Here is a 24,863-nt window from a genome sequence, read left to right on the forward strand (position 1 = left end):
GACAAGGGGGTCGGGCTGGGGCTGTCCATCGTGCGCTCGGTGGTGCGCGCGCACGACGGCACCATCACGGCCCAGCCCCGCGAGAACGGCGGCCTCGTCATGAGGGTCATGCTGCCGCTCTGATGCAGGCCACAGGGGGGTTGTACGCCCGCTGGAGCCGCTGTGCACCCCCCTGGGCAGTCATCGGACATCTGTGCGTACGATCGCCCGTCTCGCGGCCGTACACCGCTTCGCCTGCCGGTTTGACGGCAAGGGGGGTCGGCGTGGATCCTTCGCCGAGTTCGCTTTGCGCGGAATTGAACCGGTCCGCTCACCGGTCTGCGCGTGTGTGATGCCTCACAGACGCGATTTTCCGGCCATCTACGCTCTGTGATCAAAAAGCCTGTCGGAATGCCGGGGAAGTCCGGGTTTCCGGGGGGTGAGATCACGGGAAGTAGAGGTGATGGGCTGCGCGAGGTGCGACATTCGGACCGTGTACGGTCCTGATCGCCATCCAAACCGATCACCTCTTCAGGGGTGCGGTTGGGTGTCGATTGAGTAACAGACCTTGATGTGAGGCAAAATCTCCGCCTCAGGTCGGGCACAAGTCCGGCCTCTCACGCGTTACGAGCGCTGAGACACCGCAGACACCCAGAGGGGGAGAGCGAAAATGGCTACGGATTACGACACCCCACGCAAGACCGACGACGACCTCAACGAGGACAGCATTGAAGAGCTGAAGTCGCGGCGGAACGACAAGTCCGCCTCGGCCGTCGACGTCGACGAGTTCGAGCAGGCCGAGGGCCTGGAGCTGCCCGGCGCGGACCTGTCCAACGAAGAACTGGCCGTGCGCGTGCTGCCCAAGCAGCAGGACGAGTTCACGTGCATGAGCTGCTTCCTGGTCCACCACCGCAGCCAGCTCGCCGCGGAGGACAAGAACGGGCAGCCGATCTGCCGCGACTGCGCGGCCTGAGTCCGGTCTACGCCGTGGCAGGCGTGAACCCGTTCCGCAAGGGCTCCAAGGGCGTCGAAGGCTCGGCGGCCGGCGCACGATCACGCGAGGAAACCGCGCCCGTGCCCGCCGACCCGAGCGCCCTTCCCGCGGAGCGGACGACCGGTGCACTGCAGTGGGGGCACCTCCCGCTCGAGCAAGGCCGAGAGCGGGGGAGGGGCCGCGCGGCCTCGCTCGCAGCCACGGTCGGCCGTGGCGCCGGAAGAACCGGCGGCAGGGTACGGGCCGGGCTGGCCGTGATCGCCGACCGGATCATCGAGACCGCTCCGCGGGTCCCGGTCCGTGACCTCGCCACCCTGCGCGCCCAGTTCCCCGGAATGACCCCCGAGGACCTGGCCGACAAGCTGGTCGCGGGCGCCTGCACAGCCACCGGAGCCGTCGGCGCGGGCGTCGGCGCGGCAGCGATGCTGCCCGTACCGCCCGCCATGCCGGCCGAGCTGGCCGCCGAGGTCACCGGCGTCGCCTCGGTCGAGATCAAACTGATCGCCGAGCTGCACGAGGTCTACGGTCTGCGGCCCGCCGGGAATTTCCGGCAGCGCGGTATGGCCTATCTGACGTCCTGGACCGAGGAGCGGGGCGTCGACCTCACCAAACCGGCCTCGCTGAACATCGCCCTCGGTGTGCAGATGAGGCGTGAGCTGCGCCAGCAGATCATGAAGCGCACGCTGCGCAATCTCCCCAACCTCACCCCGTTCATGATCGGCGCCTCCGTCGGCGCGTTCATGAACCGCAGGGACACCAGAAAGCTCGCGGAGAAAATCCGTAAGGACCTGCGCACGAAGCAGGTGCCCTGGGATGCCCTGCCCCCCTCCGCGCCGGACGCCCCCGCGGGCGGCGAACGGGCGGCCGGGGACACTCCGCCGCCCTCACCGGGCGGCTGACCCGCACCCCCGTGCGCCGGTCACCCCCGCGCGCCGGTCAGACCCGTCCGGCCGCCAGCGCCGCCACCAGGCGCTCCGGTGTCCGCGTCGAGAGATAGGCGTACGGCGTCGGGTCCTGCGGATCGGTGATCTCCACCCGCACCGCGGTACGGATGTAGCCGCGCAGCAGCATGAAAGCGCGGGCGTCGGCCTTGTGCGTACGCCACGCCAGCGCCTCGTCCGCGTCCAGCGCCCGCGCCTCGCCCAGCGCCGTCACCGGGATCTTCGCGTCGCCGGCGATCAGGGCGCCGCCCACCACCCGGATCCGTGCCGAGCCGTACGAGCTCACCGCCACCGCGGACAGTGCCGCTCCGCCGATCAGTCCGCCGAGCATCCACAGCGTCCCCAGGGGGAGCAGCATCAGGGCGCAGGCGACGCCGATCAGCGCGGCGATCACCCACCAGGACCGGGGCGCGGTGAGGCGTTCTTCGTACGGCTGCATGGCTCCAGCTTGGCACGGCGGCGCGGGCCCGTTACGCGCGCGGGTAGGGTCTGACCTCGTGAGTGGAACTGACGAACCCAGGGCGCGGTTGACGCCACCGGCGGACGCCGTCGCTCCGGTCCGGCATGCCGATGCGCCGCCACCCGGAGAACTCCTCGGCGCGCACTACGACCGGTGCTTCGGCTGCGGCACGGGCCAGCCGCACGGCCTGCATCTGGAGGCGCGGGCCGGCGACGGCGTGAGTGTGTCCGCCGAGTTCACCGTCAAGGAGGCCCACCAGGGTGCGCCGGGGCTGGCGCACGGCGGGGTGCTGGCCACCGCGCTGGACGAGACCCTGGGCTCCCTGAACTGGCTGCTGCGGGTGATCGCGGTGACCGGCAGGCTGGAGACGGACTTCCTGCGGCCGGTGCCGCTGGGCACGGTGCTGCACCTGGACGCGCGGGTCACCGCGGTGCACGGGCGCAAGATCTACTCGACCGCCGTGGGACGCATAGGCGGTCCGGACGGCCCCGTCGCGGTGCGCGCCGAGGCCGTCTTCATCGAGGTGAAGGTCGACCACTTCATCGACAACGGCAGGACCGAGGAGATCCAGGCGGCGATGTCCGACCCGGACCAGGTCAAGCGAGCGCGTGCCTTCGAGGTGAACCCATGAGTCAGGGACGGAATCCGGTGGATGTACTGCTGCGGCGGCTGGATCCGGACGTGCCCGTTCCGGCGTACGGGCACCCCGGCGACGCGGGCGTGGATCTGGTGACCACCGAGGCCGCCGAGCTGGCGCCGGGGGAGCGCACCGTGCTGCCCACGGGGGTGTCGATCGCGCTGCCCGACGGGTATGCGGCCTTTGTGCACCCGCGGTCCGGACTGGCCGCGCGCTGCGGCCTGGCGCTGGTGAATGCCCCCGGGACGGTGGATGCCGGGTACCGTGGAGAGATCAAGGTGATCGTGGTCAATCTCGACCCGCGCGAGAGCGTGCGGTTCGAGAGGTTCGACCGGATCGCCCAACTGGTCGTCCAGCAGGTCGAGAAGGTGCGCTTCCACGAGGTGGCGGAACTTCCCGGCTCGGCGCGGGCCGAGGGGGGATTCGGTTCCACCGGCGGTCATGCGGCGGTGGACGGCTCCACGGGCGGGAATGAATACGCATCGGTCGGTGCCGACCGGGAAGGACAGTGACGTGTTCGGACGTCGCAAGAAGAACGAGGCTCCTGAAGAGTCGGTCGAGGACACCACGCTCGACGAGCACGCGGTGAGCGACGCCGACGAGGACGAGGCGCCGCAGCAGCGGCTCAATCTTCCGCCCGCGCCGCGCCCCGACGGTCCCTGGGACGCGTCGGAGGTCTCCGAGCCCGGCGAGGGCCGGGTGGACCTCGGCGGGCTGTTCGTGCCGGGCGTCGAGGGCATGGAGCTCCGGGTGGAGGTCGCCGGTGACGCCATCGTCGCCGCGACCGTGGTGCTGCAGGACAGCGCCGTACAGCTGCAGGCCTTCGCCGCCCCCAAGAACGAGGGCATCTGGGGCGAGGTCCGCGAGGAGATCGCGGCCGGCATCACCCAGCAGGGCGGCGTCATCGACGAGGTCGAGGGCCCGCTGGGCTGGGAGCTGCGTGCCCAGGTACCCGTACAGCTGCCGGACGGTACGAACGGTGTGCAGGTCGTGCGCTTCATCGGGGTCGACGGGCCCCGGTGGTTCCTGCGCGGTGTGATCTCCGGCCAGGGCGCGGTGCAGCCGCAGGCCGCCGGCGTGCTGGAACACATCTTCCGGGACACCGTCATCATCCGCGGCGAGGGCCCGATGGCCCCCCGCGACCCGATCGTCCTGAAGCTGCCGGACGACGCACAGATGGTGCCGGACGGTGTGCAGCAGGACCAGGTCGAGCAGTCGCGCTTCGGCGGTGGTGTGGAGCGTCTGGAGCGTGGACCGGAGATCACCGAGATCCGCTGACACCTCCGGCGGCCGGGCGGCGTGAGGGTGCCCGGGTAACGGCTGGATCGTGACGGTCTCAAGGGCCCGTACTTCCCTTCGGGGGGTGCGGGCCCTCTTTGTTTGTGCAGGTCAGGTCGCAATGCGTAGGAAAGTCGTCAAGGGAGCGCCAATGGCCGTAAGGGAGCCGTCAACGGCGGTCACAGGCGGCCGGAACGGCGCTTTGCTCTAGGGGTCCTGTCCGCCCCGTTCACTAGGAGCACACGATGGCCGACGTGGCCTTCGTCGTCGTCACGATCGCGGTCTTCGCGCTGGTGGCTCTCGTCGCCAAGGGGGTGGCGAAGCTGTGACCGCGGAGAACATCGTCGGCCTGGTCGTGGCCGTCGCCCTGCTCGGCTACCTGGTCCTCGCCCTCGTCTTCCCGGAGAGGTTCTGAGGTGTCGACTGCTGCTGCCGCAGCGGGCCACATGAGCCCCGTTCTCGCGGGCGTGCTTCAGCTGACAGCGCTCATCGCGGCGCTGGCCCTGGCGTACCGCCCGCTCGGCGACCACATGGCCGCCGTCTACACGTCCCCCGAGCACCTGAGTATCGAGAAGGCCGTCTACCGCTGCATAGGCGCCGATGCGGACACCCGGATGCGCTGGCCGGCCTATCTGCGCGGCGTCCTGGCGTTCTCCGCGGCGGGGGTGCTCTTTCTCTACCTGCTGCAGCGGGTCCAGGGCGGTATGCCGCTGTCCCTCGGCTTCGCGTCGATCAGTCCGGCCCAGGCGTTCAACACCGCGGCGTCCTTCGTCGCCAACACCAACTGGCAGTCCTACAGCGGCGAACAGGCGATGGGCCACGTCGTGCAGACCGCCGGTCTCGCGGTGCAGAACTTCGTCTCCGCCGCCACCGGCATGGCCGTCGCCATCGCGCTCGTCCGCGGCTTCGCCGCATCCCGCACCGGCGAACTCGGCAACTTCTGGGCCGACCTGGTCCGCGGCACCGTACGGGTCCTCGTGCCGATCGCGGTCATCGGCGCCCTCGTCCTGGTCGCCTGTGGTGCCGTCCAGAATTTCTCGGGCATCCATGAGGTCGGCCAGTTCGTGGGCGGCTCCCAGCAGACCAACGGCGGCGCGGTCGCCTCCCAGGAGGTCATCAAGGAACTGGGCACCAACGGGGGCGGCTACTTCAACGCCAACTCCGCCCACCCCTTCGAGAACCCTGACGCCTTCACCAACCTCTTCGAGGTCTTCCTGATCCTCGTCATCCCGTTCGCGCTCACCCGGACCTTCGGCAAGCTGGTCGGGAACGTGCGGCAGGGCTACGCGATCCTCGCCGCGACGGGCGTCATCTGGCTGGGCTTCACGGCCCTGATGATGTGGACCGAGTTCGCCCACGGCGGCCCGGCCCTGCAGGCCGCGGGCGCGGCCATGGAAGGCAAGGAGACCCGCTTCGGCATCGGCGGCTCCTCGATCTTCTCGGTGGCCACCACCCTCACCTCCACCGGCGCGGTTGACTCCTTCCACTCCTCCTTCACGGCCTTCGGCGGCGGCATCCAGCTGCTCGGCATGATGCTGGGCGAGATCGCCCCTGGCGGGGTCGGCTCCGGGCTCTACGGCATGCTGGTCATGGCGATGATCGCGGTGTTCATCGCCGGGCTGATGGTGGGCCGTACGCCCGAATACCTCGGCAAGAAGATCGGCACCCGCGAGATCAAGCTCGCCGCCTGCTACCTCCTCATCACGCCGACGCTGGTGCTCGGCTTCACCGCGGTCTCGATGGTGCTGCCGGACGCGCTGGACTCGATGCTCAACACCAAGGCGCTGGGCGCCGGTTCGCACGGCTTCTCCGAGGTGTTGTACGCCTTCACCTCCGGTGCCAACAACAACGGTTCGGCCTTCGGCGGCCTGAACGCCAACACCCCCTGGTACAACACCACGATCGGCCTGGCGATGCTGCTCGGCCGCTTCCTGCCGATGGTGTTCGTGCTCGCCCTGGCCGGCTCGCTCGCCGAGCAGAAGCCGGTCCCGGAGACCGCGGGCACCCTCCGCACCGAGAAGCCGCTGTTCACCGGGCTGCTCGTCGGCACGATCCTGATCATCACCGGTCTGACCTACTTTCCGGCGCTGGCCCTCGGGCCGCTGGCGGAGGGGCTGTCATGACCGTCCCTGTGAAACCGGAGGAGCCCGGCTCCATGTCCCCCGCCACCGTGACCCGTGCTCCGCACCAGGACGTCCCCAGCGGGCACCAGCCCGGCGACCGCCGTGTGGGCGGCGGTCTCTTCGACCCCGGGCAGCTGCTCATGTCCCTGCCGGACGCGCTGCGCAAACTCGACCCACGGGTGATGGTCAAGTCCCCCGTGATGTTCGTGGTCGAGGTCGGCTCCGTGCTGACCACGATCTTCGCCTGCACCGCTCCCTCCGACTGGTTCGGCTGGGCGATCGCCCTCTGGCTGTGGCTGACCGTCCTCTTCGCCAACCTGGCCGAGGCGGTCGCCGAGGGCCGTGGCAAGGCGCAGGCCGACACCCTGCGCAAGGCCAAGACGGACACCGTGGCACGCCGGCTGAACGGGAGCGACGAGGAGCAGGTGCCCGGCACCGAGCTGCGCATCGGCGACCTCGTCGTGTGCGAGTCGGGGGACGTCATTCCCGGTGACGGCGATGTCGTCGAAGGTGTGGCATCCGTTGACGAGTCCGCCATCACGGGCGAGTCGGCTCCGGTCATCCGTGAGTCGGGCGGTGACCGCTCCGCCGTGACGGGCGGCACGAAGGTGCTCTCCGACCGCATCGTCATCAAGATCACGACGAAGCCCGGCGAGACCTTCATCGACCGGATGATCAACCTCGTCGAGGGGGCCGCACGGCAGAAGACCCCCAATGAGATCGCGCTCAACATCCTGCTCGCCTCGCTCACCATCGTCTTCCTGCTGGCGGTCGTCACCCTCCAGCCCTTCGCGGTCTACGCGGGCGCCGAGCAGACCATGATCGTCCTGCTGGCACTGCTCGTCTGCCTCATCCCGACGACCATCGGCGCACTGCTCTCGGCCATCGGCATCGCCGGCATGGACCGGCTGGTCCAGCGCAACGTCCTGGCCATGTCGGGGCGCGCCGTCGAAGCCGCGGGCGATGTATCGACATTGCTGCTCGACAAGACCGGCACCATCACCCTCGGCAACCGTCAGGCCGCCGAGTTCGTCCCCGTACGCGGCACCACCGAGGCCGAGGTCGCGGACGCCGCCCAGCTGTCCTCGCTGGCCGACGAGACGCCCGAGGGCCGTTCCATCGTCGTCCTCGCCAAGGAGAAGTACGGACTGCGTGAGCGGCACCAGGGGGAGCTGACCGACGCCGCGTGGGTTCCCTTCACCGCCCAGACCCGGATGTCGGGTGTGGACACCGGCGGACGCAAGGTCCGTAAGGGCGCGTCAGCTTCGGTCATCGCCTGGGTCAAGGAGCGGGGCGGCAGTGTCGCCGAGGACGCGCAGCAGCTCACCGACGCCATCTCGCAGGCCGGCGGCACCCCGCTGCTGGTCGCCCTGGAGGACGAGAGCAGCCCCCGCGTCCTGGGAGTGATCCACCTCAAGGACGTGGTCAAGGAGGGGATGCGCGAACGCTTCACGGAACTGCGCAAGATGGGCATCAAGACCGTCATGATCACGGGTGACAACCCGTTGACGGCCAGGGCCATCGCCGATGAGGCCGGGGTGGACGACTTCCTCGCGGAGGCCACGCCCGAGGACAAGATGGCCCTCATCAAGCGGGAGCAGGCCGGCGGCAAGCTCGTCGCGATGACCGGTGACGGCACCAACGACGCACCCGCGCTGGCCCAGGCGGACGTCGGTGTGGCCATGAACACCGGTACCTCGGCAGCCAAGGAGGCCGGGAACATGGTGGACCTGGACTCCAACCCGACCAAGCTCATCGAGATCGTCGAGATCGGCAAGCAGTTGCTGATCACCCGGGGTGCACTGACGACCTTCTCGATCGCCAACGACGTCGCGAAGTACTTCGCGATCATTCCGGCGATGTTCGCGGTGGCCTACCCCGGCCTGGACACCCTCAACATCATGCGGCTGTCCAGCCCCCAGTCCGCGATCCTCTCGGCGATCATCTTCAATGCGCTGGTCATCGTCGCGCTGGTGCCCCTCGCCCTCAAGGGCGTGCGGTACCGGCCGGTCAGCGCCGACCGGATGCTGCGCCGCAATCTTGCCGTCTACGGACTGGGCGGTCTGATCGCACCGTTCATCGGCATCAAGCTCATCGACCTGCTCCTCACTCTCCTCCCCGGAATCGGGTGACCACCGTGAACAACTCCGTACGCAACACCGCCCGGTTGATCGGGGCGGGCCTGCGGGCCCTGCTCGTCCTGACCGTGGTCTGCGGGGTCCTCTACCCGCTGGTGGTCACCGCGGTCGCGCAGGCGGCGTTCCCCCACCAGGCGAACGGGTCCGAGGTGCGCTCCCAGGGCAAGGTCGTCGGCTCGTCGCTGATCGGCCAGCGCTACGACAAGGGGAAGGACAAGAACGGCAATCCGGTCCCGGACCTGAAGTTCTTCCAGCCGCGCCCCTCGGCGGGCCTGGGCAGCAACCGGGCCAACGGCATCAACAGCCGGTACGACCTCCAGGTCTCCGGCGCCTCCAACCTGGGTGCCGCCAACACCGACCTCATCAAGGCGGTGAAGGAGCGCAAGCAGTGGGTCTCCGAGACGTACGGGGTCCCCGAGTGGAAGGTCCCGGCGGACGCCGTCACCTCGTCGGGCTCCGGACTCGACCCGGACGTCTCGCCCGCGTACGCCCAGCTGCAGGCCGACCGGGTCGCCAAGGAGAACCATCTGCCCGGCGGCACGGTCCGGCAGCTGGTCACGCGCCACACCGACACCCGCATCCTCGGCTTCATGGGGGAACCGCGGGTGAACGTACTGGAGTTGAACGTCGCGCTCAAGGACCTGGTGGAGGGTCGGGCCAGGGCCTGAGCACACGGGAGCGCGCGTCGCGCCTCACCAGACGTCGCCGTCGCGCCAGTCGCAGGCGAGGTCGGTGTCGAGGTTGAGGGGGGTGGCCGGGGTGGAGAGTACGTAGATGCTGCCGTCCTCGTCGGCGGTGCGCCGGATGCCGTCCGGGGCGAGAGTCCAGGACCGGCCGCGCCACAACTGCCAGCCCCGGGCGGCGTAGAAGGACGCGGCCTCGTCGGCGGCGCCGAGCGCGCCGAGGTCGTAGCCGCTGCGGATGACCCGTTCCAGGGCGTCCATCATGGCCGCGCCGTGTCCGCGTCCGCGCCGGTCAGCGCGGACGCCGACACCCTCCACATAGCCGCAGCGCAGGGCCCGGCCGCCGTGCAGCAGACGCCTTTGGACCACGGACGCGTGCCCGATCAGCGCGCCGTCTTCGTGGACCAGGGCGTGCAGACCGCCGAGTGCGTGCTCCCAGTCCTCCGCGGTCATGTCGTCGAAGACGTCGTAGAGGAGGGTGCGGGCCGCCTTCAGGGTGGCGGGGGCCAGGTCGGCGGTGTGGGCGATACGGACGTCGGTCCGGCGGGGCGTCGTCGGCTGTGCCTCGGTCATATGGGTCATCGTCGCAGTCGGCCGGCGGCCCGGCGAGGGCATTTTTCCGGCCATGGGACGCCTCCCCGCCGTCCGGCCCGTCAGTGAGGTGTCAAGGATGGGCGGTTGGGCTGGTGCCCCGCGGGGCCGGCCGGTGTCATGGAAGCAGCCGAGCCGTCGGAGCCGTCGGGGCTGTCGGGGCGTCCGAGCCGTCGGGCCGCCGTCCCGTCCCCGTTTCCGCCGCCCGCGCCGGCCGTTCCGGCACGGTCCGGCGCCCCACCCGAAGGCCCAGCCACCCGACGGCCCGTCCCGACGGCCCGTCCCGAAGGCCCGGCCCCCGGAGCCCACCCACACGAAGGCCCGCCCACCCCCATGAACCCCGGCCGCCCGCTCCTTGCACCGCCTGTATCAGAGTCGCGTCAAGACCGGCCGCCAAGTCGCCGACTGCACCGTTTGTCCACTTGTCCGGTCGGTAGGGTCGCGGCAGGTTCAGCCCGGTGGGGGCGGCTTTCACGTAAGACAATGGAGCCATGGCACGCGGCAAGCTACGGATATATCTCGGCGCGGCACCGGGCGTCGGCAAGACGTACGCGATGCTGTCCGAGGCGCACCGGCGCGTGGAGCGGGGCACGGACGTCGTCGTGGCGTTCGTGGAGCATCACGGCAGGCCCCGCACGGAGGTCATGCTGCACGGGCTGGAGCAGATGCAGCGCCGGGAGCTGGAGTACCGCGGCTCGGTTTTCACCGAAATGGACGTGGACGCGGTCCTGGAACGCGGTCCGGCCGTGGCGCTGGTCGACGAACTGGCCCACACCAACGTCCCCGGCTCGCGCCACGGCAAGCGCTGGCAGGACGTCGAGGAGCTGCTGGAAGCCGGGATCGATGTGATCTCGACCGTCAACATCCAGCATCTGGAGTCACTCGGGGATGTCGTCGAGTCGATAACAGGTGTGCGGCAGCGCGAGACCGTGCCCGACGAGATCGTCCGCAGGGCCGACCAGATCGAGCTTGTCGACATGTCGCCCCAGGCGATCCGCCGTCGTATGGCGCACGGCAACATCTACCAGCCCGACAAGGTGGACGCCGCCCTGTCCAACTACTTCCGCCCCGGCAACCTCACCGCGCTGCGCGAGCTGGCGCTGCTGTGGGTCGCCGACCGGGTGGACGAGTATCTGCAGGAGTACCGGGCGGAGCATTCGATCCGCTCCACCTGGCAGGCGCGTGAGCGCATCGTCGTCGGACTGACCGGCGGGCCGGAGGGACGTACGCTGATCCGCCGCGCCGCGCGGATGGCGGCCAAGGGGTCGGGCAGCGAGGTGCTGGCCGTCTACATCGCCCGCAGCGACGGGCTGACCTCGGCCTCGCCCAAGGAACTCGCCGTCCAGCGAACGCTGGTGGAGGACCTGGGCGGCACGTTTCATCACGTCATCGGGGACGACATACCCAGCGCGCTGCTGGAGTTCGCGCGCGGGGTCAACGCCACCCAGATCGTGCTGGGCTCCAGCCGCCGCAAGGCCTGGCAGTACATCTTCGGGCCGGGGGTGGGGGCGACCGTCGCCCGCGAATCCGGGCCCGATCTCGATGTGCACATCGTCACCCACGAGGAGGCCGCCAAGGGCCGGGGGCTGCCGGTGGCGCGCGGTGCGCGGCTGGGGCGCACCCGGATCATCGCCGGCTGGCTCGTCGGCGTCGTCGGCCCGGCCCTGCTCTCGCTGCTGCTGACCGGCATGGCGAACGGCCCCGGGCTGGCCAACGACGTCCTGCTCTTCCTCTTCCTGACGGTCGTCGCCGCGCTGCTCGGCGGGCAGCTGCCGGCCCTGGCCTCGGCCGCGGTCGGCTCGCTGCTGCTGAACTTCTACTTCACGCCGCCCACCCACACCCTCACGGTCAGCGATCCCAAGAACCTCGTCGCCATCGTGATCTTCTTCGCGGTGGCCGTCTCGGTCGCCTCCGTGGTGGACCTCGCCGCCCGCCGCACCCACCAGGCGGCCCGGCTGCGCGCCGAGTCGGAGATCCTGTCGTTCCTCGCGGGCAGTGTGCTGCGGGGCGAGACGACCCTGGACGCCCTGCTGGAGCGGGTACGGGAGACCTTCGGCATGGAGACCGTGGCGCTGCTGGAGCGGGCGGGCGACGTCGAGCCGTGGACCTGTGCGGGCCGGGCCGGAAGCGACCACGGCAAGCCGCTCCTGCGCCCCGAGGACGCCGATGTCGACATGCCCGTGGGCGACCACATGGCGCTGGCGCTGACCGGCCGGGTGCTGCCTGCCGAGGACCGCCGGGTGCTGGCCGCGTTCGCCGCCCAGGCCGCCGTCGTACTGGACCGGCAGCGGCTGGTGGGCGAGGCGGAGCGGGCCCGGGAGCTGGCCGAGGGCAACCGCATCAGGACGGCGCTGCTGGCCGCGGTCAGCCACGACCTGCGGACCCCGCTGGCGAGCATCAAGGCCTCGGTCACCTCCCTGCGCTCCGACGACGTCGCCTGGTCCCAGGAGGACGAGGCGGAGCTGCTGGCGGGCATCGAAGCGGGCGCCGACCGGCTGGACCACCTGGTCGGCAACCTCCTGGACATGTCCCGGCTGCAGACCGGCACGGTCACCCCGCTGATCCGCGAGATCGACCTCGACGAGGTGGTGCCGATGGCGCTCGGCGGTGTCCCGGAGGGCAGCGTCACCCTCGACATCCCTGAGGAGCTGCCGATCGTCGCCGTCGACCCGGGGCTGCTGGAGCGCTCGGTCGCCAACCTGGTGGAGAACGCCGTGAAATACAGCCCGGACGGGACGCAGGTACTGGTCTCGGCCAGCGCGCTCGGCGACCGGGTGGAGCTGCGGATCGCCGACCGCGGCCCCGGGGTGCCGGACAGCGCCAAGGACCGCATCTTCGAGCCCTTCCAGCGCTACGGTGACGCTCCGCGCGGTGCCGGCGTGGGCCTCGGACTGGCCGTGGCGCGCGGTTTCGCGGAGGCGATGGGCGGCACGCTCGCCGCCGAGGACACCCCCGGAGGCGGGATGACGATGGTCCTCACGCTCCGGGCCGCGCCCGGCCGGCCGGCCGCCAGGCCCGATCTTCCGGCCCAGGCCACGACATGAGCCGGGCCGCACGGACCACCCTCACCACACACCCGGCGGGCCCGCCCCGCCGGCCGACGACACCACGAGGAGAACGCCAGTGAACCGGGTGCTTGTGGTCGATGACGAGCCGCAGATCGTCCGCGCCCTCGTGATCAACCTGAAGGCGCGCAAATACGAGGTCGACGCCGCCCCCGACGGGGCCACCGCGCTCCGACTCGCGGCCGCCCGCCACCCCGATGTCATCGTCCTCGACCTCGGTCTGCCCGATATGGACGGCGTCGAGGTGATCAAGGGACTGCGGGGCTGGACGCGGGTGCCGATCCTGGTGCTCTCCGCGCGGCAGACCTCCGACGAGAAGGTGGAGGCGCTGGACGCCGGCGCGGACGACTACGTCACCAAGCCGTTCGGCATGGACGAGCTGCTGGCCCGGCTGCGGGCGGCGGTGCGCAGGGCCGAGCCGACGGGGCCTGCCGACGACGAGGTGATCGTGGAGACGGAAGGTTTCTCCGTGGACCTCGCCGCGAAGAAGGTCCACCGCGGCGGCCGGGACATCCGGCTGACCCCCACCGAGTGGCATCTGCTGGAGGTCCTGGTCCGCAACGCCGGCCGGCTGGTCAGCCAGAAGCAGCTGCTCCAGGAGGTCTGGGGGCCCTCGTACGGCACCGAGACCAACTACCTGCGGGTGTACATGGCCCAGCTCCGCCGCAAGCTGGAGAGCGATCCCTCGCACCCGAAGCACTTCATCACGGAGCCGGGGATGGGGTACCGCTTCGAGCAGTGAGGCGGCGGGACGTGACCGGGCTCCGGGCCCGTGGCGGGGCCCGGCTTTGTGAGGCGGGGACGAAGTCCGTGTGCGGACCGTGATCTGCGGACCTGGCCACCGGTACGCTGGGGTTATGAGTGCTGGGACCCGTTCCGAGAAGCCGGCCGGTCGATTCCGCCGGCTGCTCGACAGGCTGTCCTCCTCCGAGGAGGAGCTGCAGTCCGCCGAGCTGCAACAGGATGCGCAGGACGCGGGGTGCACCCGTATCTGCGACTGTGACGACCGGCAGATAGTGAAGGTCACCGGCACCCTGCGGCATGTGACGCTGCGGCCGCGCGCCGGTGTGCCCGCGCTCGAGGCGGAGCTCTTCGACGGCTCCGCGGCGCTCGATGTGGTGTGGCTCGGACGCCGCTCCATCGTCGGGATCGAGCCGGGCCGTAAGCTCATCGCCTCGGGCCGGGTCTCCCTGAGCCACGGACGCCGGGTGCTCTTCAATCCGAAGTACGAACTCCGACCGCTCGGACAGGAGTAGCCGGTGACGTCTCACGACCGACCGACCACTGACGCGGAGGGCGGCCCCGACGCCTCCGCAGGCCCCTCGCCCGATCCGGGCGACCGAACAGACGCCGACAACAGGCAGGTGACCGAGGCGGCGCTGTTCGAGGCGTTCGGCGGCGTACGCGGCATGGTGGAGACCGTGGTCCCCGGCCTGCTGTTCGTCACGATCTTCACCATCAACAAGGATCTGCACGTCTCGGCGATCGCCGCGCTGGCCGTCTCGCTGGTGCTGGCGGCGGTGCGCCTGGTCCGCAGGGACACCGTCAAGCACGCCTTCAGCGGCGTCTTCGGGGTGGCCTTCGGCGTGGTCTTCGCGATGATGACGGGCAACGCCAAGGACTTCTACCTGCCGGGGATGCTCTACACCCTCGGACTGGCCCTCGCGTACATGATCACCACGCTCGCGGGCGTCCCGCTCATCGGGCTGATCCTGGGGCCGGTGTTCAAGGAGAACCTTTCCTGGCGCACCCGCAATCCCGGACGAAAGAAGGCGTACGCCAAGGCCAGCTGGGCCTGGGGGCTGATCCTCTTCGCCAAGTGCGCGATCCTCTTCCCGCTGTACTGGTGGGCCGACACCACCCAGCTGGGCTGGATCCTGATCGCGCTGAAGATCCCGCCCTTCCTGCTCGCCGTCTACCTCACCTGGGTCTTCCTGGCGAAGGCGCCGCCGCCGATCGACGTCTTCGCGGAGATGGAGGCCAAGGAGCAGGCCGAGAAGGAGGCGGAGGAGCGGCGCCGCGGCGAGCGCGCGGTGCTCGACGGGGTCGCCGACGACCTCTACCAGGGGATGGCGTCCGAGGTCGCGGCCCAAGCGCCGACGGAGGCCGCCGACGAGCGGCCGCGGCGGGCCCGCCACCGCCGCTGACGGCACGCGCGGCCGGCGCCGCACAGGCCTGCGCCCGGGGCCCGGGAACCGCTCGGTTCCCGGGCCCCGGGCGTCTCCCCAGCAGGTGGTGCGTGCCCCGAGGGACGGCCGCCGGGGCACGCACCGGGTGCACCACCGGCCGGCGCTACGCGTCCTCGCGCCGCACCGACAGCAGATCCTCCAACTGCTCCTCGCGCGACTGGGCCGCGACGAACAGCAGCTCGTCGCCGGCCTCCAGCGCGTCCTCCTTGTTGGGCGTGAGCACCCGCGTCCCGCGGATGATCGTCACCAGGGAGGTGTCCTCGGGCCACTCCACATCGCCGACCCGGGTGCCCGCCAGCGCGGCCTCCGGGGGCAGCGTCAGCTCGACGAGGTTGGCGTCACCGTGGCTGAAGCGCAGCAGCCGGACGAGATCGCCGACGCTCACCGCCTCCTCGACCAGGGCCGACATCAGACGCGGCGTGGAGACCGCGACGTCGACGCCCCAGGACTCGTTGAACAGCCACTCGTTCTTCGGGTTGTTGACCCGGGCGACCACCCGCGGCACGCCGTACTCGGTCTTGGCGAGCAGCGACACGACGAGGTTCACCTTGTCGTCGCCGGTCGCCGCGATGACGACGTTGCAGCGCTGCAGCGCCGCCTCGTCCAGCGAGGTGATCTCGCAGGCGTCGGCCAGCAGCCACTCCGCCAGCGGCACCCGCTCGACCGAGATGGCGGTCGGTGCCTTGTCGATGAGCAGGATCTCGTGCCCGTTCTCCAGGAGCTCGCCCGCGATGGAACGGCCCACCGCGCCCGCGCCTGCGATCGCGACCCTCATGCGTGCGCCTCCTCAGGACCCGTGGCGAATGCCGCCTCCACCTTCTCGACCTCGTCGGTGCGCATCATGACGTGCACCAGATCGCCTTCCTGCAGCACGGTCTGCGAGGTCGGCAGAATCGCCTCGCCCAGCCGGGTGAGGAAGGCGACGCGGACGCCGGTCTCCTCCTGGAGGGTGCTGATCTTGTGGCCGACCCAGGAGGGGGAGGTGTGCACCTCCGCGAGCTGGACACCGCCGCTCGGGTCCCGCCACAGCGGTTCGGCGCCCGAGGGCAGCAGCCTCCGCAGCATCTGGTCGGCCGTCCAGCGGACGGTGGCGACGGTCGGGATGCCCAGGCGCTGGTAGACCTCGGCGCGGCGCGGGTCGTAGATACGGGCCGCGACATTCTCGACGCCGAACATCTCACGGGCCACCCGGGCGGCGATGATGTTGGAGTTGTCACCGCTGGAGACGGCCGCGAACGCGCCTGCCTCCTCGATGCCGGCCTCGCGCAGGGTGTCCTGGTCGAAGCCGACGCCGGTCACCCGGCGGCCGCCGAAGGACGACCCCAGGCGACGGAACGCCGTCGGGTCCTGGTCCACCACGGCGATGGTGTGACCCTGGCTCTCCAGGGTCTGCGCAAGCGCGGAGCCCACGCGCCCGCACCCCATGATGACGATGTGCATGCTGATTACCCCGTGCCCTGTACTAGCGCGCTGACCTGCACAAACACCCTGCTCACTACTTTCTTCTCCCAGTACCGGCGACACGGAGCCACGGCTCGCGAAGGACTGGTGCGGCAGCGGGGGCGCTGGGCGCACCGTGGTCCGGTACAACCGTAGCCGTAATGGCGCTCCTGGTAGGGGGCGCGGTGGGCCGTGGTCGGATGCGGATCCGCGCCGTCCGCGCGACGCCGCTCGCGCCGGGCTGCGCCGCGTGGCGCGCGTAAGGCACGCTACGAGGTGTGCCCAACCTGCCTCTCCAGCCCCAACAGGGCCACTGCACCCCGCACATGGTGGTCTGCGGCGACGATGCGCTGGCGCATCGGCTCGCCGCCGAACTCCGGGACGTCTACGGCGAACGGGTGACGCTCGTCGTGCCCACCGCCCGGGAGTCGCACCGGCCCCGCATCCCGCCGCCGGCCCGTGCCCTGGACCGCGCGACCGCGCTGCTGGGCCGGATGTCGGCGGCGATGACGCGTACGACACCGCTGCCGCCCGAGGGCCTTGACGACGGCGCGGAGGCGCAGGAGGAGGCCGTACGGCTCCTGGAGGCGGCCCAGCCGGACGATGCGGCGCTGGCCGCGGCCGGTGTCGCCGAGGCGGACGCCCTGGCGCTGGTCTACGACGATGATGAGCTCAACATCCACGCCGCGCTGCGGGCCCGCCGGCTCAACCCGCGGCTGCGGCTGGTCATCCGGCTCTACAACCGCAAACTCGGCCAGCATCTGGAGGAGTTGCTGGACCAGGCGGCGGCGGTCGCCGCCCTGGGCTCCGACGAGGCCGGGGAAGCGGAGGCCGTCGATGCCTCCACGACCGTGCTGTCCGACGCCGACACCGTGGCCCCCGCGCTCGCGGCCGCCGCGGTCGCCGGTACCAGCAAGGTCATCGAGGCGGACGGGCTGCTGCTGCGCGCCGTGGAGCGTACGCCGGTGCCGCCGGGCCGGCCCGGCAATCCGGGGCTGTGCACCCTGGCACTGCTCTCCGCCTCCGCCAACGACCCCGAGGAGGCACCGAGTTCGGCGGCAGGACACGAGGGCCCCGTACTTCTGCCGGACGACGCCGCGGCCTCGGCCGCCGTCGGCTGCGGAACCGTCGTCCTGGAGACCGTCTCCTATACGGGGCGGCCGGTGCGGCCCCGCGGACTGCGCGGCCGGGGTGCGCCGCTCGCCTCGCTCTTCTCCCGGCGGCTGCGCTGGTCGCTGGCCGCGGTCGTCGGGGCGGTGCTGGCGCTGGCCGTCGCCGGCTGGCTGACCACCGGTGAGGACCCGGTGCACGCCGCCTATCTCTCGCTGCTGGACCTCTTCGCGATCAACGACCCGGCGACTCACGATCCGACGCCCCGCAAGGTGCTGCAGCTGCTGTCCGGGCTGACCGGACTGTTGCTGCTGCCGGTGCTGGTCGCGGCGGCGTTGGAGGGGCTCGGCACCTTCCGCAGCGCCTCGGCACTGCGCCGCCCGCCACGGGGCCTGTCGGGGCATGTGGTGTTGCTCGGCCTCGGCAAGGTCGGCACCCGGGTGCTGGCACGGCTGCACGAGATGGGCATCCCCGTGGTGTGCATCGAAGGGGACCCGGAGGCGCGGGGCATCGCGCTGGCCCGCCGGCTGCGGGTGCCGACCGTGCTGGGTGATGTCACACAAGAAGGCGTCCTGGAAGCCGCGATGATCGAGCGTGCGGCCACTCTGCTCGCCCTGACCAGCGAGGACACCACCAACCTGGAGGCCGCCCTCTACGCCCGCTCGGTCAAGCCGCGGCTGCGGGTGACCCTGCGGCTGTTCGACGACCGGTTCGCCACCGCCGTCTACCGCACCCTGCGCGCCGCGCATCCGAGGGCGCTGACCCGCAGCCGGAGCGTCACCTACCTGGCCGCGCCCGCCTTCGCCGGCGCGATGATGGGCCGCCAGATCCTCGGCGCCATCCCCGTCGAGCGCCGGGTACTGCTGGTCGCCCGGGTCGAGGTACGCGGCCATGAGGCGCTGGAGGGCCGTACCGTCGCCGAGGTGCTGCGGCCGGGGCGGCTGCGGGTGCTTGCGGTCGACACCTCCGCTCCCGACGACCCGGAGACGGACGACGCTGCCGCCACGCCACCGCCCGACGCGGAGCGCGAGCCGGCACATCTGGTGCACGAGCTCGGTGACAGCTATGTCCTGCGGCCACAGGACCGGGTGCTGCTGGTCGCCACCCGGCAGGGGCTGGGCGATCTGCACGTCCGGCGCCACCGGGTGGCGGGCACGGGGGCGGTGGCCGCGGAGACCGGGGCCACGGGGGCCGGGGCTGCCCGCCAGGGGTGACTTATCTGTCACACTCCGTGACGGATGGCGTCAGTTCATGACAGCCCCCGCCCCTCCTCGTGACAGACCGCGTCATTCCCGTGACGGACGGCGTCAACTCCATGACGGATCGCCCCACCCCGTGATGAACGCCACGGATGCGGCCTACCCGGGCCGCCCCGTGCGCGTGACGTGCGAATTCTGTGGAGGTGAACGGCTGCGATGCGCCCCTCAGCAGGGCGGACGCGCCCCACTCGCCGCGGCGCGGGCTCCGCCGATGCCACCCGATCCGGTAGCGGGTGGGCGCAGACCTTGACGAAGGCTTAGCATCCTCTGCGTGTCCAAACTGACCGACGTGCCCAAACGGATCTTGATCGGGCGCGCACTGCGCAGCGACAAGCTCGGGGAGACCCTGCTTCCCAAGCGCATCGCACTCCCCGTCTTCGCCTCCGACCCGCTCTCCTCCGTGGCCTATGCGCCGGGCGAGGTGCTGCTCGTCCTGTCCATCGCGGGTGTGTCGGCGTACAACTTCAGTCCCTGGATCGCGGTCGCGGTCGTGGTGCTGATGTTCACCGTCGTCGCGTCGTACCGGCAGAACGTGCACGCCTACCCGAGCGGCGGCGGTGACTACGAGGTCGCCAACACCAACCTCGGCCCCAAGGCCGGTCTCACCGTCGCCAGCGCACTGCTCGTCGACTATGTGCTGACCGTCGCGGTCTCCATCTCCTCCGGAGTGGAGAACCTGGGCTCCGCGATCCCGTTCGTCGTCCAGCACAAGACCCTGTGCGCGGTCGCCATCATCGTGCTGCTCACGCTGATGAACCTGCGCGGCGTCAAGGAATCGGGCAAGCTCTTCGCGATCCCGACGTATGTCTTCGTGGCCGGCGTCTTCATCATGATCATCTGGGGTGTGATCCGCGGCGTCGTCCTGGGCGACACCATGAAGGCCCCCACCGCCGACTTCACCATCCACGCGGAACAGGGCGGCCTGGCCGGCTTCGCCCTGGTCTTCCTCATGCTGCGGGCCTTCTCCTCCGGCTGCGCCGCGCTCACCGGCGTCGAGGCGATCTCCAACGGCGTCCCGGCCTTCCGCAAGCCGAAGTCCAAGAACGCCGCGACCACCCTGGCCCTCATGGGCGGCCTGGCCGTCACCATGTTCTGCGGCATCATCGGCCTGGCCATGGCCACCCACGTCCGGATGGCCGAGACCCCCGCCAAGGACCTGTTCCAGAACGGCAAGCCGATCGGCGCCGGCTACACCCAGGACCCGGTCATCTCCCAGGTCGCCTCCGCCGTCTTCGGCAACGGCTCCTTCCTCTTCATCATCCTGGCCGCCGCCACCGCACTGGTCCTCTTCCTCGCGGCCAACACGGCCTACAACGGCTTCCCGCTGCTCGGCTCGATCCTCGCCCAGGACCGCTATCTGCCGCGCCAGCTGCACACCCGCGGCGACCGCCTGGCGTTCTCCAACGGCATCGTCCTGCTGGCCGGCGCCGCCGCGATCCTCGTCTACCTCTACGGCGCGGACTCCACCCGCCTCATCCAGCTCTACATCGTCGGCGTCTTCGTCTCCTTCACGCTCAGCCAGACCGGCATGGTCCGTCACTGGAACCGCCATCTGCGCGGCGAGACCGACCCGGCCAAGCGCCGCCGGATGCACCGCTCCCGCGCCATCAACGCCTTCGGTGCCTTCTTCACGGGCCTGGTCCTGGTCGTCGTCCTCCTGACGAAGTTCACCCACGGCGCGTGGGTGGCGCTGCTCGGCATGGTCATCTTCTTTGTGACGATGTCCGCGATCCGCCGCCACTACGACCGGGTCGCCGACGAGATCGCCGCCGAGGACGCCCCCGACGACGACGTGGTCCGCCCCTCCCGGGTGCACTCCCTCGTCCTGGTCTCCAAGGTGCACAAGCCCACCCTGCGCGCCCTGAACTACGCCAAGCTGATGCGCTCCGACAGCCTCGAAGCGGTCAGCGTGGACGTCGACCAGGCCGACACCAAGGCCCTGCGGGAGGAGTGGGAGCGCCGCGGCATCGAGGTGCCCCTGAAGGTCCTGGCCTCCCCGTACCGCGAGATCACCCGGCCGATCATCGACTACGTCAAGTCGCTGCGCCGGGAGAGCCCGCGCGACGCCGTCTCCGTCTACATCCCCGAATACGTCGTCGGCCACTGGTACGAGCACCTCCTCCACAACCAGTCCGCACTCCGCCTCAAGGGCCGCCTCCTCTTCACCCCCGGCGTCATGGTCACCTCCGTGCCCTGGCAACTGGACTCCTCCGAGGCCGCCAAGCTGCGCGCCCGCAAGCGCGCGGAGTGGAACGCCCCGGGTGCGGTTCGCCGCGGCCCGGTCGCCCAGCCGAAGAAGGAAAAGACGCCCACCAAGAAGTAGAAGCGCCGCCGCCCCGACAGGACACCGGGGCGGCGCGCTACGGCAGCGGCACCAGGGAGCGCTACGACAGCGGCCCGCCACGACGGGGAGCGGTGGCCCGCAGCCCGGACGAGGCGCGGGATCCAGATCCAGTAGTGGGCCGGCGGGCCGCATGTCCCGACGAGGTGCGCGATGCAGCGGCGGGCCGGGCCGCATTCCCCGACGAGGATGCGATCCGCAGGACGGCCCGACCCCGGCGCAGCACGGGGCCGGGGCATGACACGGTGGGACGTAGACTTGACGGTCGGCATCCCGCCGTACCTCCGGCCGTAACGGCCGTACCGCGCGCCCCGTACCGTCCCCGTCTCGCCCCGCACCACCCACCACAGGAGCCCTCCCGCCATGCAGGCAGAACCGAAGAATTCGCTGGTCGGCGAGGAGTACGAGGTCGAGGTCGGCCCGGTCGCACACGGCGGCCACTGCATCGCCCGCACCGACGAGGGCCAGGTCCTCTTCGTACGGCACGCCCTGCCCGGAGAGCGGGTGATCGCCCGCGTCACCGACGGCGAGGAAGGCGCGCGCTTCCTGCGCACCGACGCGGTGGAGATCCTCACCCCCTCCAAGGACCGGGTCGAGGCCCCCTGCCCCTTCTCCGGCCCCGGCAAGTGCGGCGGCTGCGACTGGCAGCACGCCGCCCCCGGCGCCCAGCGCCGCCTCAAGGCTTCGGTCATCGCCGAACAGCTGGAACGACTGGCCGGGCTGTCGCCGGACGACGCCCACTGGGACGGCACGGTCGAGCCCGCCCCGGGCGACAAGGTCGCCAAGGGCGAGGTCCCCGCCTGGCGCACCCGCGTCCAGTACGCCGTCGACGCCGAAGGCCACGCGGGCCTGCGCAAGCACCGCTCGCACGACGTCGAGCCGGTCACCCACTGCATGATCGCTGCCCCGGGTGTCTCCGAACTCGGCATCGAGAAGCGCGAGTGGCCCCAGATGGCCACCGTCGAGGCGATCGCCGCCACCGGCTCGAACGACCGCCAGGTGATCCTCACCCCCCGCCCCGGCGGCCGCCTCCCCATCGTCGAACTCGACAAGCCGGTCTCCGTCCTGCGGATCGGCGAGAAGGACGGCGGGGTCCACCGCGTACACGGCCGCCCCTTCGTCCGCGAGCGCGCCGCCGACCGCACCTGGCGGGTCGGCAACGGCGGCTTCTGGCAGGTCCATCCGAAGGCCGCCGACCTCCTCGTCGAGGCCGTCATGCAGGGCCTGATGCCCAAGAAGGGCGATATGGCCCTCGACCTCTACTGCGGCGTGGGCCTCTTCGCGGGCGCCCTCGCCGAACGCGTCGGCGACAAGGGCGCGGTCCTCGGCATCGAATCCGGCAAGCGCGCCGTCGACGACGCACGCCACAACCTCCAGGACCTCGACCGCGTACGGATCGAACACGGCAAGGTCGAGGCGATCCTCCCCCGCACCGGCATCACCGACGTCGACCTCATCGTCCTTGACCCGCCCCGCGCCGGCGCCGGCAAAAAGACCGTCACCCACCTCGCCTCCCTCACCCCCCGCCGCATCGCCTACGTAGCCTGCGACCCGGCAGCCCTCGCCCGCGACCTCAAGTACTTCGCGGAGGCGGGCTATGCGCCGCGGCGGATGCGGGCGTTTGATCTGTTTCCGATGACGCATCACGTGGAGTGCGTTGTGGTGCTGGAGAAGGCAGGAAGGGGCGCCTGACCTGCGGTTTTTCCCGTGCGCAGGATGTGCGGTGTGGGCGTTACGGGCGATATCTCGACGCGGAAATGACGCTCATCCGACGCTCGTTCTGATGGTGCGCCATCGCGTCAGCCGTCTTGCCTCGCGGGTCAGGCGGTCCGACAGCTCACTCGGTGAGGCAGGGGTGCCGCAAAATTACGTGATGCCAACGTGATGCCAAGCGGTCATGCTCAGCAACCTGCGCGGAGCGCCCAGCAGGTTCTTCGTCTCTTGGCGGTGCAGCGCGCATAGTGGGCTGACCCGCTGAAACGGCGCTGGGACGGCTGACTGGCGGAGTGTTGGTCCGCGAATGGTCCGGACCCTCGGCCTCCGCCCGCGCCCGGCTCAGCCCCGGCGCTCGTGCGCGAGCCACCAGGTCTGCCGGGCCGGCGGGGGCGGCACGTGCTGCCGCCAGTGGGTGCCACTGCACGACGCGGCCGCCGACGGGCGACATGGTCGCTGCCCGCGCGGTGTGAGTCTGCTGCGAGTGGACGGTGCGCCCCCGATGTCCGCCGATTCTCGTCGCGTGTCTTCCCGGCTTCCGGCCGGCTGATCGGGAAGCCGGGAATCTCCGCCTCGCCCGAGCGGTCACCTCGGCCGCCTGACCCGCCGCCACAATCCGTCAGCGCACTGCACCCTCGTGTTCCGTCGCCTGACCGGTCCCGTACGGCTGGTTGCGTGGGGAGTCCGAAGCCGTGGATGGGCTTGCGGTTCGGCTGAAGGAGCTGTCGTTCGGAGCCGGGCAGGCCTGACTTACCCCTTGCCCTGGGTCAGGAGGCCGTCCGCCGCGTCGGACGTGCACGAGGTGGTCACCGGCGGTCGCGACACCTACAAGACCGCACGCCGCAAATCAGAGAGCGCCGGCCCGGCCCTACCCGCACGCCCGGGTTCGAGTGGGTAGGGCCGCCACCGACATGATCGCGATGCAGGAGGCGATCACCCCGCTCGGCCGGATGGCCGCACCAAAGGAGGCAGCGGCCGCCCTCTGGCTCTCTTCGGGCGCCGCCTCGTGCGTCACCGGGATCGAGCTGTCGGTCCACGGCGGCCGGCGGCCATGAGGATCGCCGCGGTCGAGGAGCGCACGGCAACCGAGGAGTTCTTGCACGTCCCGCAAAGATCCAACGACGCACCGGCCGCGATCGCGCAGGGCAAGTCGGCCCGGGTCCAGGTCCTCGGCGATGACATGCGCGGTGACCGCCCTGACTTCGGGCTGCGGGAGGCGCACTACGGGGCAGGGCGGCGGGTGGCTCGGTCAACGGATTCTTCACGACCCTGGTCCAGTGGACGTGACGGGCGGGGACGGCCAGACAAGGCGGGCATGCTGCGTTCGGCCTGTGCTGGCCCCATGTTCGGGAGCCGCAGATCGGGACTTGGGCGCCGCCGAGCACAGCAGATGGTGTGCTGTCTCCCAGCAGTCCGCCGTACGGCCACACCGCTCAGCAGCCGTCCCGTGGCGGGCGCGCCGCAAGCCGTGGTTCGGCGTAGCTCCGCGGTCGGTTGGCGGTTCAGAGCAACCCTTGGCGCCGCCGCAGGCGCGGCGACCAACGGACCACCACCCGCAGGGCGGCGAAGCCTGCAGCGGAATGGGAGGACAGCACCAACGCTCAATGCGTCCATCACAGCCCCTCCTCGCAGGCGGCCTACCGCTGCGAGTGTGCTGACCAGGGACAGACCATAGGGATACGCCTGCCTCGTGGGTGCCCCGGTGGCCAGTTGGTCCGGTGACCTAGCGGCCCGGGATAGCTCGTCCCACCGCGGGCATCCCCCCGAGTCGTGCCGCACCCATAGGATCGTGTAGGTTCTTCGAGTTGCCACGGAGCCGACAGGCGCCAGGCAGCCATCCCGCCGCAGCAGCGGCACACCACTACTGCACGGCCCCTCACCGGGACCAATTTCGGCATGCCGAAATTCGACCGTGACGTGAT

General features: G+C 70.8%; 22 protein-coding genes. 18 read left to right on the forward strand and 4 right to left on the reverse strand.

Annotation, left to right across the window (positions count from 1 at the left end; all coding sequences use genetic code 11):
- From ACGFR7_RS36890 to ACGFR7_RS36900, 3 genes are all read left to right on the forward strand, one after another.
- On the forward strand, window positions 1–123 hold a 123-nt coding region (locus ACGFR7_RS36890), incomplete at its 5' end, for an ATP-binding protein (RefSeq protein ID WP_393328333.1).
- Between the two features lie 526 nt (window positions 124–649).
- On the forward strand, window positions 650–952 hold the full coding sequence (locus ACGFR7_RS36895; RefSeq protein WP_003982531.1) for a DUF4193 domain-containing protein: 303 nt from the start codon (window positions 650–652) through the stop codon (window positions 950–952).
- 101 nt (window positions 953–1,053) lie between these two features.
- Entirely contained in the window at window positions 1,054–1,872 is an 819-nt protein-coding gene (locus ACGFR7_RS36900; protein ID WP_393328336.1) for a hypothetical protein, read from the forward strand.
- Between the two features lie 37 nt (window positions 1,873–1,909).
- Here ACGFR7_RS36900 and ACGFR7_RS36905 read toward each other — a convergent pair whose 3' ends face one another.
- Window positions 1,910–2,353 (reverse strand): DUF3093 domain-containing protein, encoded by a 444-nt coding sequence (locus ACGFR7_RS36905; RefSeq protein WP_393328297.1) that lies wholly within the window; start codon window positions 2,351–2,353, stop codon window positions 1,910–1,912.
- Window positions 2,354–2,411: 58 nt separating this feature from the next.
- On the opposite strand from ACGFR7_RS36905, the gene ACGFR7_RS36910 reads away from it, so the two are divergent.
- The 7 genes from ACGFR7_RS36910 to kdpC all read left to right on the forward strand — a co-directional run bounded on the left by ACGFR7_RS36910 (window position 2,412) and on the right by kdpC (window position 9,218).
- Window positions 2,412–3,005, forward strand: coding sequence for a PaaI family thioesterase (locus ACGFR7_RS36910; protein WP_393328300.1), 594 nt, complete (start codon window positions 2,412–2,414; stop codon window positions 3,003–3,005).
- Entirely contained in the window at window positions 3,002–3,523 is a 522-nt protein-coding gene (gene dut, locus ACGFR7_RS36915) for a dUTP diphosphatase (RefSeq protein WP_393328303.1), read from the forward strand. Before ACGFR7_RS36910 ends, dut begins: the two co-directional genes overlap by 4 nt.
- A gap of 1 nt (window position 3,524) precedes the next feature.
- Window positions 3,525–4,289, forward strand: coding sequence for a DUF3710 domain-containing protein (locus tag ACGFR7_RS36920; protein WP_393328305.1), 765 nt, complete (start codon window positions 3,525–3,527; stop codon window positions 4,287–4,289).
- 325 nt (window positions 4,290–4,614) lie between these two features.
- Window positions 4,615–4,704: a K(+)-transporting ATPase subunit F gene (gene kdpF, locus ACGFR7_RS36925; RefSeq protein ID WP_033264828.1), complete on the forward strand. Its 90-nt coding sequence runs from the start codon at window positions 4,615–4,617 to the stop codon at window positions 4,702–4,704.
- A 31-nt stretch (window positions 4,705–4,735) separates the two neighbouring features.
- Window positions 4,736–6,412, forward strand: a complete 1,677-nt coding sequence (gene kdpA / locus ACGFR7_RS36930) for a potassium-transporting ATPase subunit KdpA (protein ID WP_393328339.1) — start codon at window positions 4,736–4,738, stop codon at window positions 6,410–6,412.
- Complete coding sequence (kdpB, locus tag ACGFR7_RS36935; protein WP_393328309.1) at window positions 6,409–8,544, forward strand: potassium-transporting ATPase subunit KdpB; 2,136 nt, start codon at window positions 6,409–6,411, stop codon at window positions 8,542–8,544. Before kdpA ends, kdpB begins: the two co-directional genes overlap by 4 nt.
- Window positions 8,541–9,218, forward strand: a complete 678-nt coding sequence (gene kdpC, locus ACGFR7_RS36940; protein WP_393328312.1) for a potassium-transporting ATPase subunit KdpC — start codon at window positions 8,541–8,543, stop codon at window positions 9,216–9,218. The genes kdpB and kdpC overlap by 4 nt, the downstream gene beginning before the upstream one ends.
- Window positions 9,219–9,242: 24 nt before the next feature.
- On the opposite strand, the gene ACGFR7_RS36945 is transcribed toward kdpC, so the two are convergent.
- Entirely contained in the window at window positions 9,243–9,815 is a 573-nt protein-coding gene (locus ACGFR7_RS36945) for a GNAT family N-acetyltransferase (protein WP_393328341.1), read from the reverse strand.
- A gap of 500 nt (window positions 9,816–10,315) precedes the next feature.
- On the opposite strand from ACGFR7_RS36945, the gene ACGFR7_RS36950 reads away from it, so the two are divergent.
- From ACGFR7_RS36950 to ACGFR7_RS36965, 4 genes are all read left to right on the forward strand, one after another.
- Complete coding sequence (locus ACGFR7_RS36950; RefSeq protein WP_393328314.1) at window positions 10,316–12,868, forward strand: ATP-binding protein; 2,553 nt, start codon at window positions 10,316–10,318, stop codon at window positions 12,866–12,868.
- Between the two features lie 79 nt (window positions 12,869–12,947).
- Window positions 12,948–13,631, forward strand: coding sequence for a response regulator (locus tag ACGFR7_RS36955; protein WP_393328317.1), 684 nt, complete (start codon window positions 12,948–12,950; stop codon window positions 13,629–13,631).
- Window positions 13,632–13,746: 115 nt separating this feature from the next.
- Window positions 13,747–14,145, forward strand: coding sequence for an OB-fold nucleic acid binding domain-containing protein (locus ACGFR7_RS36960; RefSeq protein WP_030088861.1), 399 nt, complete (start codon window positions 13,747–13,749; stop codon window positions 14,143–14,145).
- Window positions 14,146–14,148: 3 nt separating this feature from the next.
- Complete coding sequence (locus ACGFR7_RS36965) at window positions 14,149–15,036, forward strand: DUF3159 domain-containing protein (protein WP_393328321.1); 888 nt, start codon at window positions 14,149–14,151, stop codon at window positions 15,034–15,036.
- Window positions 15,037–15,181: 145 nt separating this feature from the next.
- Here the strand turns inward: ACGFR7_RS36965 and ACGFR7_RS36970 are convergent, their stop codons facing one another.
- Window positions 15,182–15,853, reverse strand: a complete 672-nt coding sequence (locus ACGFR7_RS36970; protein ID WP_030088864.1) for a TrkA family potassium uptake protein — start codon at window positions 15,851–15,853, stop codon at window positions 15,182–15,184.
- Complete coding sequence (locus ACGFR7_RS36975; protein ID WP_393328325.1) at window positions 15,850–16,518, reverse strand: potassium channel family protein; 669 nt, start codon at window positions 16,516–16,518, stop codon at window positions 15,850–15,852. Before ACGFR7_RS36975 ends, ACGFR7_RS36970 begins: the two co-directional genes overlap by 4 nt.
- A gap of 326 nt (window positions 16,519–16,844) precedes the next feature.
- Between ACGFR7_RS36975 and ACGFR7_RS36980 the strand changes: the two genes are divergently transcribed.
- The 4 genes from ACGFR7_RS36980 (at window position 16,845) to ACGFR7_RS36995 (ending at window position 23,996) form a co-directional block, all read left to right on the forward strand.
- Window positions 16,845–18,842, forward strand: a complete 1,998-nt coding sequence (locus ACGFR7_RS36980; RefSeq protein ID WP_393328344.1) for a potassium channel family protein — start codon at window positions 16,845–16,847, stop codon at window positions 18,840–18,842.
- 316 nt (window positions 18,843–19,158) lie between these two features.
- Window positions 19,159–21,210 (forward strand): APC family permease, encoded by a 2,052-nt coding sequence (locus tag ACGFR7_RS36985; RefSeq protein WP_393328326.1) that lies wholly within the window; start codon window positions 19,159–19,161, stop codon window positions 21,208–21,210.
- A 381-nt stretch (window positions 21,211–21,591) separates the two neighbouring features.
- Window positions 21,592–22,920 (forward strand): class I SAM-dependent RNA methyltransferase, encoded by a 1,329-nt coding sequence (locus ACGFR7_RS36990; RefSeq protein WP_393328328.1) that lies wholly within the window; start codon window positions 21,592–21,594, stop codon window positions 22,918–22,920.
- 932 nt (window positions 22,921–23,852) lie between these two features.
- Window positions 23,853–23,996 (forward strand): hypothetical protein, encoded by a 144-nt coding sequence (locus ACGFR7_RS36995; RefSeq protein ID WP_393328331.1) that lies wholly within the window; start codon window positions 23,853–23,855, stop codon window positions 23,994–23,996.
- The last annotated feature ends 867 nt before the right edge of the window (window positions 23,997–24,863 follow it).

This window comes from Streptomyces sp. NPDC048516, from assembly GCF_043199875.1.
Lineage (GTDB): Bacteria > Actinomycetota > Actinomycetes > Streptomycetales > Streptomycetaceae > Streptomyces.

What these genes read in the sequence shown, in the direction of transcription:
- ACGFR7_RS36905 (WP_393328297.1), bottom strand. Translation starts at nt 2,353, where the DNA reads ATGCAGCCGTACGAAGAACGCCTCACCGCGCCCCGGTCCTGGTGGGTG.
- ACGFR7_RS36990 (WP_393328328.1), top strand. Translation starts at nt 21,592, where the DNA reads ATGCAGGCAGAACCGAAGAATTCGCTGGTCGGCGAGGAGTACGAGGTC.
- ACGFR7_RS36945 (WP_393328341.1), bottom strand. Translation starts at nt 9,815, where the DNA reads ATGACCCATATGACCGAGGCACAGCCGACGACGCCCCGCCGGACCGAC.
- ACGFR7_RS36980 (WP_393328344.1), top strand. Translation starts at nt 16,845, where the DNA reads ATGGTGGTCTGCGGCGACGATGCGCTGGCGCATCGGCTCGCCGCCGAA.
- ACGFR7_RS36960 (WP_030088861.1), top strand. Translation starts at nt 13,747, where the DNA reads ATGAGTGCTGGGACCCGTTCCGAGAAGCCGGCCGGTCGATTCCGCCGG.
- kdpA (WP_393328339.1), top strand. Translation starts at nt 4,736, where the DNA reads ATGAGCCCCGTTCTCGCGGGCGTGCTTCAGCTGACAGCGCTCATCGCG.
- ACGFR7_RS36995 (WP_393328331.1), top strand. Translation starts at nt 23,853, where the DNA reads ATGATCGCGATGCAGGAGGCGATCACCCCGCTCGGCCGGATGGCCGCA.
- ACGFR7_RS36950 (WP_393328314.1), top strand. Translation starts at nt 10,316, where the DNA reads ATGGCACGCGGCAAGCTACGGATATATCTCGGCGCGGCACCGGGCGTC.
- dut (WP_393328303.1), top strand. Translation starts at nt 3,002, where the DNA reads ATGAGTCAGGGACGGAATCCGGTGGATGTACTGCTGCGGCGGCTGGAT.
- kdpB (WP_393328309.1), top strand. Translation starts at nt 6,409, where the DNA reads ATGACCGTCCCTGTGAAACCGGAGGAGCCCGGCTCCATGTCCCCCGCC.
- ACGFR7_RS36895 (WP_003982531.1), top strand. Translation starts at nt 650, where the DNA reads ATGGCTACGGATTACGACACCCCACGCAAGACCGACGACGACCTCAAC.
- ACGFR7_RS36975 (WP_393328325.1), bottom strand. Translation starts at nt 16,518, where the DNA reads ATGCACATCGTCATCATGGGGTGCGGGCGCGTGGGCTCCGCGCTTGCG.
- ACGFR7_RS36970 (WP_030088864.1), bottom strand. Translation starts at nt 15,853, where the DNA reads ATGAGGGTCGCGATCGCAGGCGCGGGCGCGGTGGGCCGTTCCATCGCG.